This window comes from Pseudoalteromonas sp. Angola-7 (assembly GCF_028599255.1).
GTDB classification, from domain to species: Bacteria; Pseudomonadota; Gammaproteobacteria; order Enterobacterales; family Alteromonadaceae; genus Pseudoalteromonas; species Pseudoalteromonas atlantica.
Genome location: NZ_JAQREL010000023.1, coordinates 1 through 19,986, shown reverse-complemented (window position 1 = coordinate 19,986; position 19,986 = coordinate 1). Strand labels below are relative to the sequence as shown.

15 protein-coding genes and 1 rRNA gene are annotated in these 19,986 nt (G+C 40.6%); 8 read left to right on the top strand and 8 right to left on the bottom strand.

Annotated features, from left to right (window positions below; translation table 11 throughout):
• Window positions 1-16: 16 nt before the first annotated feature.
• The 6 genes from PSH50_RS20315 to PSH50_RS20290 all read right to left on the bottom strand — a co-directional run bounded on the left by PSH50_RS20315 (window position 17) and on the right by PSH50_RS20290 (window position 9,087).
• Window positions 17-655: a response regulator transcription factor gene (locus PSH50_RS20315; RefSeq protein ID WP_024032425.1), complete on the bottom strand. Its 639-nt coding sequence runs from the start codon at window positions 653-655 to the stop codon at window positions 17-19.
• Window positions 652-1,380, bottom strand: a complete 729-nt coding sequence (locus PSH50_RS20310; RefSeq protein WP_029773155.1) for a sensor histidine kinase — start codon at window positions 1,378-1,380, stop codon at window positions 652-654. The genes PSH50_RS20315 and PSH50_RS20310 overlap by 4 nt, the downstream gene beginning before the upstream one ends.
• Window positions 1,373-4,612 (bottom strand): serine/threonine-protein kinase, encoded by a 3,240-nt coding sequence (locus PSH50_RS20305; RefSeq protein WP_273588093.1) that lies wholly within the window; start codon window positions 4,610-4,612, stop codon window positions 1,373-1,375. The genes PSH50_RS20310 and PSH50_RS20305 overlap by 8 nt, the downstream gene beginning before the upstream one ends.
• Window positions 4,613-4,707: 95 nt before the next feature.
• Window positions 4,708-5,601, bottom strand: coding sequence for an FHA domain-containing protein (locus PSH50_RS20300; RefSeq protein ID WP_273588094.1), 894 nt, complete (start codon window positions 5,599-5,601; stop codon window positions 4,708-4,710).
• A 33-nt stretch (window positions 5,602-5,634) separates the two neighbouring features.
• Window positions 5,635-6,471 (bottom strand): DUF6689 family protein, encoded by an 837-nt coding sequence (locus tag PSH50_RS20295; RefSeq protein WP_054983948.1) that lies wholly within the window; start codon window positions 6,469-6,471, stop codon window positions 5,635-5,637.
• A 147-nt stretch (window positions 6,472-6,618) separates the two neighbouring features.
• Window positions 6,619-9,087, bottom strand: coding sequence for a S8 family serine peptidase (locus PSH50_RS20290; protein ID WP_273588097.1), 2,469 nt, complete (start codon window positions 9,085-9,087; stop codon window positions 6,619-6,621).
• A 262-nt stretch (window positions 9,088-9,349) separates the two neighbouring features.
• Between PSH50_RS20290 and gmk the strand changes: the two genes are divergently transcribed.
• From gmk to PSH50_RS20265, 5 genes are all read left to right on the top strand, one after another.
• The gene (gene gmk, locus PSH50_RS20285; protein WP_064384893.1) at window positions 9,350-9,970 is read left to right on the top strand and encodes a guanylate kinase; all 621 of its coding nucleotides are present in this window, start codon (window positions 9,350-9,352) and stop codon (window positions 9,968-9,970) included.
• A gap of 114 nt (window positions 9,971-10,084) precedes the next feature.
• A complete protein-coding gene (gene rpoZ / locus PSH50_RS20280) occupies window positions 10,085-10,360 on the top strand; it encodes a DNA-directed RNA polymerase subunit omega (RefSeq protein ID WP_004588253.1) in 276 nt (91 codons plus the stop codon).
• Between the two features lie 127 nt (window positions 10,361-10,487).
• The gene (gene spoT, locus PSH50_RS20275; RefSeq protein WP_004588254.1) at window positions 10,488-12,593 is read left to right on the top strand and encodes a bifunctional GTP diphosphokinase/guanosine-3',5'-bis pyrophosphate 3'-pyrophosphohydrolase; all 2,106 of its coding nucleotides are present in this window, start codon (window positions 10,488-10,490) and stop codon (window positions 12,591-12,593) included.
• 12 nt (window positions 12,594-12,605) lie between these two features.
• Window positions 12,606-12,998, top strand: a complete 393-nt coding sequence (locus PSH50_RS20270; protein WP_004588255.1) for a RidA family protein — start codon at window positions 12,606-12,608, stop codon at window positions 12,996-12,998.
• Between the two features lie 152 nt (window positions 12,999-13,150).
• Complete coding sequence (locus PSH50_RS20265) at window positions 13,151-14,758, top strand: DUF342 domain-containing protein (protein ID WP_054983951.1); 1,608 nt, start codon at window positions 13,151-13,153, stop codon at window positions 14,756-14,758.
• 24 nt (window positions 14,759-14,782) lie between these two features.
• Here PSH50_RS20265 and asnA read toward each other — a convergent pair whose 3' ends face one another.
• Window positions 14,783-15,778 (bottom strand): aspartate--ammonia ligase, encoded by a 996-nt coding sequence (gene asnA, locus PSH50_RS20260; RefSeq protein ID WP_029773162.1) that lies wholly within the window; start codon window positions 15,776-15,778, stop codon window positions 14,783-14,785.
• Between the two features lie 196 nt (window positions 15,779-15,974).
• Here asnA and asnC point away from each other — a divergent pair, with 196 nt between their 5' ends.
• From asnC to recG, 3 genes are read left to right on the top strand one after another with little or no spacing between them, the layout of a single operon-like run.
• Window positions 15,975-16,433 (top strand): transcriptional regulator AsnC, encoded by a 459-nt coding sequence (gene asnC, locus PSH50_RS20255; RefSeq protein WP_004588258.1) that lies wholly within the window; start codon window positions 15,975-15,977, stop codon window positions 16,431-16,433.
• 40 nt (window positions 16,434-16,473) lie between these two features.
• Window positions 16,474-17,160, top strand: a complete 687-nt coding sequence (trmH, locus tag PSH50_RS20250; RefSeq protein WP_024032415.1) for a tRNA (guanosine(18)-2'-O)-methyltransferase TrmH — start codon at window positions 16,474-16,476, stop codon at window positions 17,158-17,160.
• A gap of 60 nt (window positions 17,161-17,220) precedes the next feature.
• Complete coding sequence (gene recG, locus PSH50_RS20245; protein ID WP_096740252.1) at window positions 17,221-19,302, top strand: ATP-dependent DNA helicase RecG; 2,082 nt, start codon at window positions 17,221-17,223, stop codon at window positions 19,300-19,302.
• Window positions 19,303-19,695: 393 nt separating this feature from the next.
• Here the strand turns inward: recG and rrf are convergent.
• Window positions 19,696-19,810 (bottom strand): 5S ribosomal RNA (rrf, locus tag PSH50_RS20240).
• Between the last annotated feature and the right edge of the window lie 176 nt (window positions 19,811-19,986).

Sequence of the window (19,986 nt, the reverse complement as noted above, 5' to 3'; positions counted from 1 at the left end):
AGTTAAAACACCCGTTTTATAGCAATAGGTTATTTTTAGCTGCATAGCGTACAAGCTCTGCAGCATTAGCAACACTGAGCTTATCGAGCACCTTTCCTCGATGGTTTTCAGCCGTTTTAACGCTAATATCGAGTGAGCGCGCTATGTCTTTTGTTGTTTTACCTTCAATTATTAAATGAAAAACTTCTCTCTCTCTGCTGGTAAGGTTTTTATATGGGTCTTGCCATTGCTCAGCTGGCTTGCACGATAAAGAGGCTAAAACATTAGCTGCGTACTGGCTAAAATACGTTTTACCTTGTGAGAGTGCATTAACGGCATCTAATAATTCATCGCTGGCGCTATCTTTTAATAGGTAGCCTGATGCACCAGCACGAACCATATGAATTACATACTCTTGTTCTTCGTGCATGGTCAAAACTAATACTTTAGATTCAGGTAGTTGTTCGTGTAGCCTTTTCACTGCCTCCATGCCATTTAGTTCAGGCATGCTTATATCAATAACAATAACGCATGGCTTTAATGCTAGTGCCTTAGTAACAGCCTGCATACCATCAGCGGCTTCTGCCACTACACAAATATTCTCATCTTTACTAAGTAAGCTTACTAGCCCCTGGCGTAAAATTGTATGATCGTCTGCCACCAGAACGCTGATCATAAAACCTCCTTGCCTGTTACTAAAACTTTTATTTCGCTGCCTTCACCTGGGGCTGAATTTATAGTTAATTGCCCGCCATAAGCTGCAACCCTATCGTGCATAGCACCTAACCCAAAGCCCTCTTTGTAATTTTGCGGGCTCACCTTAATTCCTACACCATCATCTTTTATTTTTATCATTAATAAGCTTTCAGTAGCGATTAAATTAATTGTGATTAAAGAAGCATCTGCATGTTTTATCGCGTTGGTAAGCGCCTCTTGAACAACCCTAAAGGCTAAAGTTTGAATCTCATCTTTGAGCGGCGCATCAATTTTATGATGGAGCTTTACTAAAACCTCACAAGGCTCACCCATAACTCTTACCAACCACTCAAGAGCGGGCACTAATCCTAAGTCATCTAAAATACGAGGGCGCATTAACCGAGAAATCACACGTGTGTCTGACAATGCTTGACGAGCCAGCTCTATACTTTGCGTTAACTCATTAGTTGGTGAGTCATTTTGCACTTGTTGTAATTGGTTTATAAGTGCTGTTAATAACTGCCCTACGCCATCGTGTAGCTCTTGCGCTATTTGCTTACGTTCGTTTTCTTGAACACGCCATACCCGCTTTGCCAAACCACGCATTTGCTCATTATTTGTATTGAGCTGCTGGGTAATTAACTGCTGTTTTTGGTTTAATTGCTCAACAAAATAAGCAATATCCGTATCACTATCGTTAGTCATTCGCGCTAAGTTCTCCAAAGCCGTCATTTAATTCAAAATAACTTAAGGTTGATAAAAATGTGCGTTCAGCGTTTTTAGGTAAATTATTGAGCAGATCTACCACTTTTTTATCTACTTTAGCTGTATACGCCGAAGAGTCGGCCTCATTTGCTAATGCAAGTTGTGCATGCAGTCGGTCAAATTGAAAACTACGCCAATAGCCTCCCATGTTTCTTTGTAATAGCTCTGCCTCTCTAAGTGTTGCTTGAAGTGCTTGCCATTGCTTATTTAAAAACTGCTGTATGGCCAATAGCTCTAAATAGTCAATGTATTGGTACTTTTGTAATTCGTAATCTGCAGCTTTTAACTTGGCTAAATAAGCACTGATGTCCTTTTTACCGGTGCGTAGGTGTTCTCGGGCTGCATAAATAAGCTCACGTATATACACTGATTGATGAGCAAAATCAGGTGCAACTAGCGCTTGGCTTTGTAAGTTGTTTAAGTGAAGTTGATCATTAATATAGCGAGATAAAAAGGCGTGTTTATTGTGGTACTCAACATTACCGTTATTCGCGACAGCCAGTTCCACTTTTTCTAAATAGCTAATAGCGTGTTCTTTTAAGCCAAGTTGCATTGACCAATCCGCAAGCCATAAACCAAACTCGGCAATTGCTCTTACGTCATTAAGCGCTTCAGCTTGCTGATAAACACTTTCAAGCTCACTAAAACTCTGTTTAAAACCACCTTGTAAAAAGCCAAGCTTAGCTAAGTAGCTTTTAGCAACTATGGTTTCTTCTACACTATTTAACGCACTAGCATCTTTAAGCGTGTTATTAAAAAGGTGAAAAGCATTACGCCAATTTCCTTTTGATAATTCAATTTGCGCTAAGTTTTGTTGCACATGAATAATGCCTATTGGAAATTGAATACGTTGAAATAGCTGCTCAGCCTGCTGCCAATAAACTAAAGCATGTTCATGATTGAGTAACATGTAATACATAAAGCCAATGTTATTCATGCTCTCAGCCTGTAGCATTTGGTTACTAAGGTTTATTCTGATTGCTAGCGCATCTTGATAATGCTTTAACGCTTTTTGATAAAGTGCCTGTTCTTCAGCAAGTACACCTAGTTCATTATAAGAATTAGAAAGCCCTTGCTGATCGCCTAGCTGGGTATATATATCTAAGCTTTTTTCTAAATAGTCTTCAGCTTGTTTATACTGCGCCTCAGCAAGGTACAAAGAAGCTAAGTTTGTCATGGTTGTAGCTACACCTGCCGAGTCTCCCATGTTTTGACGTACTGTTAATGCTTGTAAGTAATAATCAAACGCCAGTTCGGTATTTCCTTGTTGACCGTAAACAACACCAAATGCATTTAATGCTTCCCCCTCTTTAAGTGGGTTCTTTAACTTTTTAGCTGTAACCAGTGCTTTTACAAAGTAATCATCCACTGCTTTATTTAAATCACCTTGTAAAAAAGCAGCGCGACCAAGCATAAACCAAGCATTAGGGTGGTATGGATCGAGCTTTACAACATCTAACAACAATTGCTCAGCCTTACTATGCTGCTCTATAAAAAAGTAAAACTCTGCTAAGGCAATTTTTAATTCAATATTGTAAGGGAATGCTTTTATGAGCTCTAAATAATCATTTTTAGCCAGCTCTACTTTACCTGCTAAATCATTAAGCCGCGCACTAGCAAATTTAGCGCTGTAAGTTAGAGGTTTCGCGTGCTGTAGCACTTTTGAATACGCCTGTTCTGCTTCTATTATCAAATTATTTTCTAACAAAAGCTCACCTAATACCAACCAACCTTGCGCTAAGCTAGGGTTTTGAGCCAATAACGATTGCAACTTAGTTTTTGCCACTTCTACATTACCCAATTCAATCTGCTTTTTTATATTAAACAATGCTTTTGATGGAGGGCTGCTAAGTAACAGTGATTTACCGGCTTGCTCTTTTAGGTTAAGGGCTTGTTTTAAATTTTTTACGGCCTGACTTGCAACGCTATTCCATTTTTTATCATCAAGCGGGGCGTTTAATAATAGAGATTCATTTGTATTGAAGCCATCGACCTTTATTAGTTTAATTTGAACATCTTGACTATTACCACCTGTGCGAATAACTGTAGGACTAATTAAAGCATCCACCTTAAGTAAGTCAGATAGTAGCTCTACTTTGGCTTTATCTAATGGCGGATTTAAACCTAATTGCTTTAGCAAATTTGTAACACGCGAAGTATCGATAACTCTTAAATTGCTCACATGCGACAATCTGTAATGTATAAAGTCAGTAAACGCATCATTTTCCGTTTCGCTATTCATGACTGTGGGTAAAATAGCAATAGACGAATAGTTTGCTTTATCTGTGTTTGCCGTATTTTCAACTGTTGCTAGCACCCAAATAAACCCAACAAATACAAAAGCGGCTGCAAATAGCATTACGGGGCGAGTATTACGCTTAGCATTTTTATTAATAAGTGACTCAAATAAGCGTGAGGCGAGGCTTACACTTTCAGGCCGAGACTGAGTATTTGCAGCAAGCATACTGAGCACTAAAGCTTTTAATGACTTTAATCTTGCCTGATAAGGGTTAAATTTAATATTTCCTGAAAGCTTACTATCAATGATTTTTTCAAGACTATTACCCTTAAAAGGCATTGAATGGCAGCAAAGCTGATAAATAATTACCCCGAGGGAGTACAAGTCAGTGCTTTTATTAACTTTACCTTGCAGTAGATACTCAGGTGCCGCGTAGTAAGGCGTGCCAATAATACTTTGGCTATTATCGTTATTTTTTAGAGCTGCTAAGCCAAAGTCGGCAATGTAAACCTTGCCTTCAGTATCAATTAAAATATTATCGGGCTTTAAATCTTTATGAACTATACCAACTTCACCTGCGCACGCTAACCCTGCAAAAAGCTGTTTAACAATATCAATTATTTCTTGAGAGGTGAGTTTTTTTTCTGCGATTTTATCTTCTAATGTAAGCCCCTCAATCCAATCCATTGTTATAAAGTGAAGTTGTTGATCAAAGTAATATTCATGCACACGGATTATGTTTGGGTGACTTAGTTGCCTGACTAAAAGTAGCTCGTTTTTAAATGAACTAATTGCCTGCTCACTGTTGTGAAGTGCGCTATTAAGCACCTTAATAGCAACGTAAGTTTGAAGTTGTGTATCAAGTGCTTTATATACACAACCATATTGCCCGCGCCCTTGGGCTGAGACAATTTCAAAACGCTCAACTAACAAACTTCCTGATTGTAAATCGCTTTGCGGCGATATAAGTTGTGTTTCGTTTAATGAACTTTGATTACGATCGTCGGAGTTGATATCGCGTTACTCTTTTAATGACATAATTTAAATAAATTATAGTCATTACCGTCAAAAGAAGAGGAATTTATAAGTTGCGACTGTAATAACTCTATAGACTGTTGAAGTAAAATAGCTTGTACTGTGGTCTCTATTTGCAAACTTATACTGGTTAATATTTCAAGATCTAACTCTGTAAGCACCTTTCCAGACATTTTGCTGTCGGTGTAAATAACCCCAATAATTAAACCTTCATAAGTCAGGGGGATACACGCTAAAGCCGATATTTTTTTAAGCTCAATACTTTGTCGACTACTTAAAAGTTGATGGTGCGTTATATCCATGGCAATAATAGGCTCACCTTTTGAGTAACATTGCGATATTGCACCAATGCTCCCTTCAAAATTATTAAGCTTAAAATCTTTGCTCGATAATCCCTGCATTATACACACACTTAGGCTTTGTAAAGTGTTGCCTAAAAACACCCCCCCTCGTTGCGTACCGGTAAGCATAATCAGGTTTTGTAATTGTGATAATAAGTTTTGCTTTAAATTATCTGTAATATTTTTTATGCCTGGCTTACTCGCAGATAACCGCCAATTATTGTGGCTCTGAATAGCTTGAATTTGCTGTGTAGATTTAGACTCAAATAAGCAATCTAATTTACCAATAGATATTATGGCATCATCTTCTAAGGTTGAGGTAGAAATAGCCAGCCCATTAACTCGAGTGCCGTTTCGACTTGATTCATCATTAAGCTGCCACACACGATTTAAGTTAACTACGGTCGCATGTTGGCGCGAAACGGTAGGATGCTCAAGTATTAGCTCACATTCTTTAGAGCGACCAATACGATAGTCGCTCTCCTCATATAAAAAACTTTCAACCGCTGGCTGGTTGGTATAACAAACCGTAATTCGCGCAGGCATAGTTTTACTCTTTAAATAGTCTTTTTGTTGACATTAATTAGCTAAACGTAGACTAAAGCGTAAGGTGTTCGCATAAGCCATGAGCTCCCCCGCCACATTGCTTATATCTCTGCTAGAGCGCCATACATTAGGTACTTTATCGCCACTGTTATCGCTTATTCTTCGATTAAAGGTATTAAGTTTGTTGCTTGCAGCACTGTAATTTTGCAGCAACATAAGCTGATTTACATCTGCTAAATCTTGTAATAAAGCTGAATAAACAGCGGGGTCAATATCTGCTGAAAAGTTGTTTAAAGCAGTTTGCAAATCATTATATTTAGAGTCTATAACCGTTACTTGAGGACGTAAGTCAGCAACAATTATAAATTGAGAGAAACGGCCGGTAGAGCCACGCGCTCTGTAGCTGCCAGCTCCCATGGTCATAGTAATATCTTTAAACTCACCGTTTAATGGCGCTTTGAAAAAGCGCAGCGGCGTGCCCGCGGTATACTCTAAGTTATGAGTATGTATATCAACGGTTGCCAAACCAGAAAAAGAAAAGCCACTCGTTAACTGCGGCTCTATTGTTATCATCATTGGAAAAGCAGCTGACGGTGCTATATCGGTAATGCTCGGTAATCGCTGTAACAACGCTTGAGAGGTAATATCAACTACTTCAGCACTGATACCTAAATTTTGTGCTGTTAACCCTACCGCATTTTCAAACTCTAAGGTTATATCCGCAGAAACTCCACCAGGTAGCTCAATAATAGCCTCAGCAGAATTACCATGTATATTAACAGATACTATATCCGTAGCTTCTACTTGCGAGCTCATAAACAGTAAACACCCTGTATATGAAGCAATTAGTAATTTTTTTATGTTTAGCATAGTGATCCCCAGAAAACACAACCAATGAACCAACTACAAAATGGTTACTATTTTTTCACCTGTAATTAAAAACTAGCATGATACATGCATTTATTGCAACAAATAAAAGCCAGACAAATATATGACTGGCTTTTGAGTTACTAGTAATTATTTACGTAAGTAATTGTTGAATAAACGAGAAATTATTACCGCATAGTCGCCACGCTTAACCTTGCTTTGAGGTTTAAAGTAAGCAACAACGGTTGGCGATGAATCATAGGGTCCTTGCTCAACTTGATAGGTAACGTTAATCAGTGACATATCAATAGCAGCTTGAACATAGCCTCTAAACTCAGGTGCAACTTGGTCTGTATCTAATACTGGAATACGCTCTGAGTTATATTCAATTGTGATATCACCTGTAAAGGCACGCACTTGCTCCTCTAAACCAAGTCCTTGAACCAGTGAATAGGCCAGCTCTTCTTTTGTTACATTACCTTGAGGTGAAAATGTCCCTTCGCTTGTGAGCATAACTGGTGCTTGGATTTGAGTGCGATCTTTTAACGCAGAACCAACCTCAGTCACAGCTTCAATGAAAGGTGTGTATTGGCCGTTTACATCTGAAAGGGGCATTTTTTCATTGTTTAAAATATCTCTATGCTGCCTAACAGACATACCCATAACAAGATACTTAGCAAGTTCTTTGCGTTTAAGGTTTGCATCTGGGCGATATAAAAGATTGTTTCTGCTATCAACTAAGCGCTCACTGACAGCAAACTCAATTGCATTTTGCGCTGGATGCCCCTCAATATCGTCTAGCCCTTCGTAGCCACCCGATTTTAAAATTGAAATTTCACCACTTATAAATTCAGGTACGCCTGGGCCGTTAGTTAATCCAGTAGGGTCTGCTTGTACGCCGGATAACGATGTCATTCCATATACAGATAATTTCCATTCGCCTTCTTGCGCAGGTGCAGAAACCCGCATAGTTGTATCAAGTACTGGCAGTGTTAAGTTACCCATATACACAGTGCCATCTGGCGCTTCTAACTTTAACTTAGTGGTTGTAGCAAAAACCTCAGAAGAAACATTTATCCAGCTATCCTCTGCATTTACGTTAAACCTGTGCACTTCAGGCTCCCCAACCGGTGAGTATAAGACTTCAAAAGGCTGCGGATCAGCGTCTGCCAATGTAATGGCGTTAGCATTAAAGTCACTTAAGTTGTTAACTGTTACGCTATTTTGATTATCGTAACCTAATGCACCTGCAACAGCTGCATATGCATTTATATGCCCTGCACCAACCTCCCATGCTTCATAGCCTGGCATATTGGTTGCCGTTTCTTGGATGATTTTTTTCACTTCTAAAGGTGTGAGTTCTGGGTTTGCTTCTAGCATAAGTGCAATCACACCAGCCACATGCGGCGTAGCCATTGATGTGCCCGAAATCATAGTGTAATAAGGAAGGTGCTCAGCAGGCATGGCATCAATATCATCTGCTCCGCCATTAGATACAACATTCGTTTTTGCTCTTGTAGAGATAATATCAACACCGGGGGCGACAATACTTACTTCATTTTTATAAGTCCATTCACTGCCGTCTGGCATAGTAAAGTCGCCTACTTCACCATTTTTGCCTCTCGATGAAAAATCAATCAACTCAGCTTGCTTAGTACTCGCGCCAACCGACATTCCCCACGGGATTTGAGCATACGGATTATGTGTATCTTCGCCCGAACCTGAGTTTCCAGCTGCAAAAACCGAGATCATGCCTAGCTTGTACGCCTTATAAGAAGCCAGTGAAATTGGTCCTAATGGGTCAAACTTACCACTTGAGCCCCATGAATTACTCATTACTCGAATTGGCGAATTGAAATCCCAAATATGACTAATCGCATAGTCATAACCACCCAACGCATCTAAAATCGACAAACCAGCTCCAGAGCCATAGCCAATTAAGTCAGCGCCTGGAGCCGCACCTTTATATTCACCATCAGAATGAGAGCCCCAACCCGCTACAGTGCCAGCACAATGAGTGCCGTGGCCTACATTTAAGTCTGTATTTGGTTGGCCCTCTATCCAAACACCATCTATTCCAGTAAGCGAAATTGCTTGTGCATGTGTAACCCCCTGTACGTTTTCAATAACCTTAGAGCCATACTCTAAGTCATCTAATGTGGCATCAATACCCGAGTCATTCACTATTACGGTCACACCCTTGCCCGTAAATTTGATTCCATTGTGGGCTTCAAAATCATCTGATTGAAGCTTATCTACACCCGTTAATTCGCGTGCTTCTTTATTAAAATAAGTAAGTGATCTATTTGCATAAACAGAACGAACACCTGGCACGTTTACTAACTGAGATATTTGTGAAGGTGTAGCCAACAAGCCTATAATTGGCAAAGACTTAAATTGCACACCTTCAACCAAGCCTAAGCTTAATAAGTTTTGTAATTGAGTATTACTTAGTGCGCCTAGTTGATCATAACTGACCACAACCATGGCACTTTCTGTTGCAGACATTGTTTGTAGTTTTTGTTCTAGTTGATTACCTATAACAGCTGCGGCTGCAGCGTTAAGGCTAAATCCTGCAAGAGAAAGACCAGCCAGTATATTCTTAATTGATGACTTCATAATTTACCCACCTACTTAAAAGAATGTTTGCTTAACATTGTTTGGTTAATATTTTGTTTACAAGTACATTTAATAAGCAAAGCGCTTTCTTGCATATCAGGATCACTCCCTATAAGTCATAGGGGAAAACCCCTACATACAAGCAGAGGGGGTGTTAATAAGAGATGGTTGAGTAAAAAGTGTTAAATAAAGTACAATAGCGCAATTAAAGGCTTGGATTATTGATTTAGTCCAAGCCTGTTTATTTTAAGTAGAGAAAAACATGGCTCAAACTCGCGGAAACTTATTTATTTTATCGGCGCCTTCTGGTGCGGGTAAATCTAGCTTAATCACAGCGTTATTAAAAAAACATGCAGATATGAAAGTATCGGTCTCGCATACCACCCGAAGCCCTCGCCCTGGTGAAGAAAACGCGGTGCATTATCACTTTGTAAGCGCCGATGAATTTAAAGCATTAATTGCCAAAGATGATTTTTTTGAATGGGCGCAAGTATTCGATAATTACTACGGTACTTCAAAGCAGGCTATTGAGTCGCAGCTGAATGCCGGTATTGATGTATTTTTAGATATTGACTGGCAAGGTGCGCAGCAAGTGCGCGAAATTATGCCAAGCGTGCAAACAATTTTTATTTTGCCTCCTTCAAAAGCAGAGCTAGAGCAACGCTTAAATAACCGAGGCCAAGATTCTGCCGAGGTCATCGCTGGGCGTATGGCTAAAGCGCAATCAGAAACATCGCACTACAATGAATATGATTATGTTGTGGTTAACGATGATTTTGAAACCGCCCTTAGCAATATTGAAACTATCGTATTAGCGCAGCGCTTAACGTTAAAAGCACAAGCTAGTCGTCATCACGATTTAATTACAAACTTACTTAAATAAGCCATTTATGCCCTTTACAGGGAAAACTGGTAAAAATTAACCACTGGCTATTGGCGAAACAAGCTGCTTGCAGTAAACTACGCCTTTGCTTTTAAATTATTTTGGAGTGCTGAGATGGCTCGCGTAACAGTTGAAGATGCAGTAGATGCAATTGGTAATCGTTTTGACTTAATTTTAGTTGCGGCTCGTCGTGCCCGCCAAATTGCTGTTGGTGGTAAAGACCCACTAGTAGACGCTGAAAATGACAAACCAACCGTTATCGCTCTACGTGAAATCGAAAAAGGTTTAGTTGATAGTTCATCAATGGACGTTATTGACCGTGAAGAACAACAACACCAAGAAGCAGCTGAATTAGCTGCGGTTGCTGCTATTGTTGGCGGTAATCAATAATCAACCACCCGGTTTGATTTAGTCAACGGCTCAGTATTTCTACTCTAGCCGTTGGCAATCCCCTCTTTTCATCGTATATTCTATTACTTACCGTTACTTATTGCTTCACGAGAACATTGGAGTGTGAATGTATCTTTTTGAAGGTCTTAAAAAGAAAATATCTGAATACTTGCCTGCTGCTGAAGTAGAGCTAGTGCAAAAAGCCTACGTGGTAGCCCGTGAGGCTCACGAGGGGCAAACTCGCTCAAGCGGCGAGCCGTACATTACTCACCCTGTTGAAGTAACCCAAATTCTTGCTGGCATGCACCTTGACCATGAAACACTTATGGCCGCGCTAATGCATGACGTTATTGAAGATACCGATTTTAGCCAACAGGACTTAGCCGAAATATTTGGCGATACGGTTGCCGAACTTGTTGAAGGGGTAAGTAAGCTCGATAAGCTCAGCTTTAAAGACAAAAAAGAATTCCAAGCTGAAAACTACCGAAAAATGATCATGGCTATGACCCAAGACATTCGGGTTATTTTAATTAAACTGGCCGATCGTACTCACAATATGCGTACATTAGGTGCTCTACGCCCTGATAAGCGCCGTCGTATTGCCCGTGAAACACTTGAAATTTACGCACCTATTGCAAACCGTTTAGGTATTCACGATATTAAAAATGAGCTAGAAGATTTAGGTTTTCAGGCTTTATACCCTATGCGTCATCGCGCACTTAAATCTGAAGTGGCAAAAGCGCGAGGCAATCGCAAAGAAGTTATTTCTAACATTCAAACCGAAATAGAAGCACGTCTTGAAGAGTCTGGTATTAAGGCTACGGTTTCTGGGCGCGAAAAACACCTCTATAGCATTTATAAAAAAATGCTTAATAAAGAGCTGCTTTTTAATGAGGTAATGGATATTTACGCCTTTAGAATAAACGTAGATGCAATGGATACCTGTTATCGCGTGTTAGGTGTTGCACATAACCTGTATAAACCTATCGAAACGCGTTTTAAAGATTATATAGCCGTACCTAAAACAAATGGTTATCAGTCTTTGCATACGTCATTAGTAGGCCCACACGGTATTCCGGTAGAAATACAAGTGCGTACGCATGACATGGATCACATGGCCGATAAAGGGGTTGCTGCGCACTGGATGTATAAAAAAGCCGGTGATGGCGCGGGTAACACAGCTCAACAGCGTGCGCGTCAATGGATGCAAAGTTTGCTGGAGCTTCAACAAAGTGCCGGCTCATCATTCGAATTTGTCGAGAACGTTAAAACCGAGCTGTTCCCAGAAGAAATATACGTATTTACCCCCGATGGCCGCATAGTAGAGTTGCCAATGGGCGCCACCGCGGTTGATTTTGCTTACGCGGTGCATACTGATGTAGGTAACACTTGTGTAGGTGCAAGGGTAAACCGTAAACCTTACCCGCTAAGCAAAGCCTTAGATACTGGGCAAAGTGTTGAAATTATTACCAGCTCGGGTGCACACCCTAATGCAACGTGGTTAAACTTTATAGTTACAGGTAAAGCCCGTTTAGGGATAAGAAACTACCTTAAGAGCCAGCACCAAGAAGAAGCATTGTTATTAGGCCGACGCTTACTCGATTCTGCCTTAGGTGAAAATAAGCTCGACAGCATTGCCGATGAAAACATAGCCCGCGTACTCGAAGAGCACGAACTATCTACAGTATTAGAATTACTAGTAGAAATAGGCGCAGGTAACTTAATGAGCGTGTTAATCGCTAAACGCTTATTGCAAGAAGAAAGCGACGACTTGTCAGATATTAGCAAACAAGCCAAAGCAACCATTATTGGTACCGAAGGCATGTTGGTTAATTATTCTAAGTGTTGCCGACCTGTACCAGGGGATGCCATCACTGCACATATTAGCCAAGGTAAAGGGCTTACCGTTCACCGCCAAGAATGTAAAAATATTCGCGGCTGGGAAAACGAACGCTCAAAATACCTGGTTGTAAAATGGGATGACAATCCAGAAAAAGAATATATAGCTGCGCTACGGGTGGAAATAATTAATCACCAAGGGGCTTTGGCTAAACTCACAAATGTTGTTGCTACAACCCAAGCCAACATTGTTGAGATCACTACCGACGAAAAAGAAAGTAATTTATATGTGATAGACTTGGGCGTTACCGTTAAAAACCGTGTCCATGTTGCTAATATTATGCGCCGCATTCGCGTGATGCCTGATGTGCAAAGAGTCTATCGTAAAAAGTAAAATAGGAAACTCATGAATAAAGCATTTATTTCTACCGAAAAAGCACCTGCTGCCATCGGCACTTATAGCCAAGCGGTTAAAGTAGGTACTGCCGTTTATTTATCTGGACAAATTCCACTTGTCCCAGAAACAATGGAAATGGTTTCAGAAGACTTTAGCGAGCAGACACATCAAGTATTTAAAAACATTACAGCGGTGTGCGAAGAAGCAGGCGGTAAAATCCAAGATCTTGTTAAAATTAATATCTACCTAACAGACTTATCAAACTTTGCCACTGTTAATGAAGTAATGAGCCAATATTTCAAGCAGCCTTATCCTGCCCGTGCAGCACTAGGTGTACGTGCTTTACCAAAAGGCGCACAAGTTGAAATTGACGGCATCATGGAACTTCCTTCAACTAATTAATAAATACAGAGCTATAAACCCCCTTTATAGCTCTATTTTTTTACTGCTAGCCTTTGTTTATCGCCCTTTCTTGACTCACATGTAAATATCTAGCACTCTGTAATCATGCAATAAAATCAATCTTAACTTAAGTAGTAGAAAAGGATTAACTAGTGTTTAAGCTTGCCAATAATGGGAACGTATTACTTGATGTAAGTAAGCACGCTCCACCTAGCGCCGCTTTTATAATTGATGCACTCGAGAAGTCGACGTTTTGCGAATGCAAAATTGACCACGAGGCTATTGATAATTTTTTTAAAGCGCAAAATAATGAGCCAACCTTGGTTGTAGCAAGTAAGCACGATGCATCGCTTGTGGTAACGTTAAGTGAAGATAAAATGCAAGCCATAGGTGAGCTAACCTTAGCTTATGGTGGTAAAGTACTTTCGTTAGAAGAGGGCAAAAAACAACTCATAAAAGCAGGGGTTGTACGTGGTTACAAACAAGCTTTTTTAGAGCAGCTTTTAGATAAACAATTTAACTTACCCCCAGGTACAGTGGCAAAAGGGATTCTAGCCAAAGGCCGCCTACCAGCAGAAGGCACAGCAACAAAATTTGTAGCTATGGTAGAAACCCTCAAAGATCGCCTAAAAGCACCAAAAATGAAGGAAGATGGCAGTGTTGATATGCGCGACTTTGGTAAACTGGCAAGCGTAGAGCCCGGCACTGTACTGATCCGCCAACAACCTGCAACTCCCGGTAAAGAAGGATTCACTGTAGTAGGTGACATACTACCGGCTAAACCCGGTGAGAATAAAAAGTTAGTGGCAGGCGAAGGCGCCGAAATATCAAAAACAAATCCGCTCGAGCTTGTTTCTACAACAGCGGGAGTCCCCGTAGAAATACCTAACGGTATGCGAGTTGATGATATTTTTACCATCTCTGATGTAGATGTTAAAAGCGGCCATATTGATTTTGAAGGCAGTGTTATTGTGACTAAAAACATTGACCCAGGAATGCGAGTCACGGCAAAAGGCGACATTACTGTTTTTGGCACGGTCGAATCTGGCGAATTATCAGCCGGCGGAAACATCACTGTAAAGCAAGGCATTATTGGCCATCAAAAGCTCGAAGATAAAACTTTGTCTTGCTCTATTAAAAGTGAAGGTGATGTTCATGTATCTCACGCACAATACTGTTATATGCAAGGCAAAAACATTTTTATAGACCGCCAAGCTAGCCATTGTGCGATTAAAGCAAAACACTTATTACAAGTTGGCCAAACAGAGTTACCCAAAGGGAAAATTTTTGGTGGAGAGATTCTTGATGCAACCGTGTTAATAGCTGGCGAAATAGGCAATGAATCAGGCGCAAAAATGGCTATCAATTTAGCCGCATCCGGCGCTGAAATAACGGCCGACACAGATAACTGCTTTAAAGATTTAGCAAAAACCGATGAGCAGCTTGATACCCTTCAAGCAGCACTAGAAAAAGCAGATAAAGTAAAAGATATAGAAAAAAAGAATCTGCTCATTAAAAAAATTGGCGCAACACAGCAGCATTATTGCCAACAAGCAGAGCAGCTAGAGAAAAAGTTATCTAGCCTAGATCATGAACTCCACGACCTACTAAGCGATGCAAATCTCGTCGTTAATACATCATTACACTCAGGGGTAGAGATCCATATTTTTGATAAAGTATTAAAAACTACCCGCAACTACCCACCTTGCAATATAAACCTACAAAACAATAAAGTAGAAATAAACTTTAAAACACATTAGGGCGCATTTAGCGCCCTTTATAATTTACAGTAAGCCACTTACCGTATCGTGCGTTTGCTTTGGCCATACACCTACTTGCACTTGTCCAATATGCTGCTTTTGCAGTAATAACATTGCTAAGCGCGATTGCCCTATTCCGCCACCAATTGTTTGTGGGAAAGCCTCTTCTAGTAATGCTTTATGCCAATCGAATGCTAGGCGTTCTTCATCGCCTGTTATGCTCAATTGCGCTTTTAATACATCAGGGCTTACACGAATACCCATAGATGATATTTCAAAGGCATCTTCTAACACAGGGTTCCACACTAAAATATCGCCATTTAATCCTGTGTATCCGTCAATCGTTTGGGTAGACCAATCGTCGTAATCTGGAGCGCGTACATCATGAATTTTGCCATCACCTAATGCCCCCCCAATACCAATTAAAAACACCGCACCGTACTCTTGTGCAATGGCTTTTTCGCGTTGCTTTGCGCTAAATTCAGGGTACATTTTGCGTAATTGCTCACTGTGTATAAACGTGATTTCACTAGGTAAGAATGGGGCTATACCAAAGCTTTCACTTACAAACTGCTCTGTTTGCTTAATACCAGTATAAATAGCTTTAACAGTGTCTTGTAATGTAGAGAGCGTTCGTTCAGTACGTTGGCAAATTACCTTTTCCCAATCCCATTGATCAACATAAACAGAATGTATTGGGCTTAATGAGTCTTCATCTGGGCGCAACGCTTTCATTTGTGTATAAATACCTTCACCTACAGAAAAGCCGTAAGTCGCTAGCGTTTTACGTTTCCATTTAGCAAGCGAATGAACAACTTCATAGCTGCTATCGGTAATTGCTTTTACGTTAACAGCAACTGCATTCTCGTGGCCGCTCAGGTTATCTTGTGTGCCATCACCTACTTTGGCCAAAATAGGAGCCTGAACTTCAACTAACCCTAGTTGCTGCTCTAATTGCTGTGAAAAAAACTGCTTAACTTTACTTATTTGCTGCTGTTGCTGCACATAGTGTGAACTCATAATAATTGGCCTCATTCCCAGTTATTGTTACTTGCTTATTAATGAGAAAACACCCTGTAGGCGCCTTCAATGAAATTACTGTAACGATTTAAACTTTTAATTCAATAACCCACAATAAAAATAGCTTTAATATGTAAAATCGATTAATTTACATGGTATAAAAATGTAGATTCACTAATTTAAGTAAGCAAAAATAATGGAAAATTATCAAATCGATAATCTCGATAAACAGATACTTCACGCTCTAATGGCCAATGCCCGTACAGCCTACGCAGAATTAGCTAAACGGTTTGCTGTAAGTGCCGGCACAATTCACGTACGCGTAGAAAAAATGAAACAAGCGGGCATCATTACCGGCACCCAATTAAGCATTAGTACAAAGCAACTAGGTTACGATGTATGTTGCTTTATTGGTATTAACTTAAACAACGCTCGCGACTACCCAGAAACACTAATTAAACTAGAAGCATTAGAAGAGGTAGTTGAAGCTTATTACACCACGGGTAACTACAGCATTTTTATAAAGGTAATGGCCAAGTCTATCGACCATCTGCAAGACGTGCTCATTAATAAAATACAAGCTATAGAGGCGATTCAATCAACCGAGACCCTAATCTCTTTGCAAAATCCAATTAGCCGCACAGTAATGCCTTAATAGATAAAATTACGTATAATTATCAAAAAAGAGGATCACCATGCAGCAAAATCGCTACCAACGAATAAAAGACGTGCTCTCACGTCGCCAAACAGACTTAACGGTCTGCCTAGAAGACGTACATAAACATCATAATCTCTCAGCTATTGTAAGAAGTGCTGATGCAGTAGGTTGCCATCATGTGCATGCTGTATGGCCAGAAAACCAAAAATGGCTGACCAATAATACTTCTGGCGGTAGTAAAAACTGGCTAGAAACACACCTGCATAAAAATATTGATGATGCTGCTGCGATGATGCGAAAGCACAACCCAGATGTACAAATACTAGCAACACACTTGAGCGAAGATGCTGTAGATTTTAGAGAAATCGATTACACAAAACCCACAGCTATAATCGTTGGCCAAGAAAAAACGGGAATTTCTGAGCGCGCGCTAAAACACGCCGATCAAAACATTATTATTCCTATGCAAGGCATGGTGCAGTCACTTAATGTATCAGTAGCTGCTGCGCTTATTTTATTTGAAGCACAACAGCAACGAGAAAAAGCAGGGCTATATAAGCGCGATATGCTAAGTGAAGAGATTAAACACCCTATGTATTTTGAAGGGTATCACCCAGTTATTGCTAAACAATGTAGATTAAAAAACCTACCTTACCCACCACTCGATGAAGAAGGTGAAATAGTCGCTAACGAGCAGTTTTGGCAAGCTTTAAAACATGCTTGATGCTTAGCAAACCTGTGAGTACACTTAACTCATTCACAAATAAACAGATTTGAGCCTACATTGTCTAAACCTAGCTTAAGCCAATACCCTATCACAGAACTTAAAGGGGTAGGCCCAAAAATGGCCGAACGCCTACAAAAGCTAGGTATAGCTACCGTGCAAGATATGCTCTTTCATTTGCCTTTACGCTATGAAGATCGTACACGTATTTATGCTATTAACGATGTTACTTTGCACAGCCACTGCACTGTTGAGGCAACAATAGAAACAAGCCAAGTGACCTTTGGTAAACGGCGTATGTTAGTGGTGCAAATAAACGATGGTACAGGTAGGCTTACTTTACGGTTTTTTAATTTTACAGCAGCGCAAAAAAACGCATTTAGCAGTGGCAAAATAATCCGTTGCTTTGGTGAAGTAAGACGCGGGCGCGTTGGTTTTGAAATGAGCCACCCAGAATACAGCATTAGCGATACCCCAAACGAGCAACCAACCGCCGCAACACTAACCCCCGTGTATTCAACCACCGAAGGCTTAAAACAATTATCAATTAGAGCGTTAAGTGAACAAGCCATCGATTTATTACATAAGTATTCTGTTGAAGAGCTTATCCCTGAAAAATGGCAACCCTCACATATGCAATTAAGTGACGCTTTATTGCTACTTCATCGCCCTGCGAATGATGTTGACATTATTTCGCTTGAACAAGGCATGCATCCGGCACAACAACGCTTAGTATTTGAAGAGCTACTTGCCCAAAACTTAAGCTTATTAAAAGTACGCGAGCAAGGGCAGCAAGTAAGTGCAGTTTCCCTAAGTCCTACAAATACATTAGAGAGCCAATTTTTAGCGCAACTCCCTTTTGCACCGACTAATGCACAAAATAGAGTTGTAGCCGAAATAAAAGGGGATTTACAGCATGCCTACCCCATGATGCGATTAGTACAAGGTGATGTAGGCTCAGGTAAAACACTGGTCGCAGCATTAAGTGCATTAACAGCAATAGCACAAGGTTTTCAAGTTGCCCTGATGGCACCTACAGAAATCCTTTCTGAACAACACGGAATAAATTTCAAGCAATGGTTTGAAAGTCTTGGGATTAACGTTGCCTGGCTAGGCGGTAAAACTAAAGGAAAAGAGCGTACTAATACACTTGAAAAAATCGCCTCAGGGGAAGCGCAAATGATAGTAGGAACGCACGCCCTATTTCAAGACGAGGTAAAATTTAATAACTTAGTATTGATTATCATAGATGAGCAACATCGCTTTGGTGTTCATCAACGCCTCTCACTGCGTGAGAAAGGCAAGTTTGGTAATTGTTACCCTCATCAGTTAGTCATGACCGCAACCCCCATTCCGCGTACATTGGCTATGACGGCCTATGCCGATTTAGAAACCTCAGTGATAGATGAGTTACCACCTGGGCGCACACCTATAACCACCGTTGCTATTCCTGATACACGCCGAGACGATATAATAAACCGTGTTAAGCTTGCCTGTAATGAACAAGGCAGACAGGTTTATTGGGTATGTACCCTCATTGACGAATCAGAAGCCCTACAATGCCAAGCAGCTGAAGACAGCGCATTACAATTAAAAGAGGCGTTGCCAGAGCTTAATGTCGGGCTCGTTCATGGCCGTATGAAAGCCGCTGAAAAACAAGCGATCATGAGCGACTTTAAAGCAGGCAATATTCACGTACTTGTTGCAACAACAGTAATAGAAGTAGGTGTAGACGTACCTAATGCCAGTTTAATTATCATAGAAAATCCTGAGCGCTTAGGATTAGCACAATTACATCAATTACGCGGGCGCGTAGGACGAGGAGCCACCGCTTCGCATTGCGTACTGTTATATCACGCCCCTCTTTCTCACACAGCTCAAAAACGTTTAGGTGTATTAAGAGACAGTAACGATGGCTTTGTCATCGCAGAGCGAGATTTAGAAATACGTGGGCCAGGTGAAGTGCTCGGCACTAAACAAACTGGCTTAGCAGAATTTAAAATAGCGGATCTTACTCGAGATAAACACACGCTAAATCAAGTCAGGCCCATTGCACAACAAATGCTAAAGCAAAACCCCGACCTTATAGACCCTTTAATTCATCGCTGGCTAGGTAATAAATCTAACTACGCACAAGCATAATTACGCTAAAGTACTCGTAAAGCTCACTGCTGAAACGCTATATTTACCATACAAAGATGTGCGGCGAGCCTTATCCGCGGGTTTCGTGATACTCAACCCACGCTAGGAGGTGGTGATATTACGTAAAGACATGTATTTCACTTTTCAACGGACGTAAAAAAGCCCGGCTCTTTGGAGTCGGGCTTTCTTGTATTTGGAGCCTGGCAATGTCGTCGTGCCCACAGCGGTAGAGAGTCACATAGCAAATGGGACACTATCGTTGTGTCAGGAGTCGCTACGCTCGCCCGACCTACATTCTAGAAGTAGATGAGTGTGCATTAATTGTCCGCATTTCACCTTTCTGCAGACGTAAAAAAGCCCGGCTCTTTCGAGTCGGGCTTTCTTGTATTCGGAGCCTGGCAATGTCCTACTTTCACATAGCAAATGCTACACTATCATCGGCGCTGTTTCGTTTCACTACTGAGTTCGGCATGGGGTCAGGTGGGTCCAAAACGCTATGCTTACCAAGCAAATTAGGTGTCAGTCCGTTTTCACGTACCAACTAAATTTGGAAAATATCTGATAATATTTTTTAAGTCTAAGTATTTATCTACTTTAGCTATTAACTTCTGTCGCTTGTTTCTGTCACAAAACGCGTTTGGCGTTGTATGGTTAAGCCTCACGGGTAATTAGTACAAGTTAGCT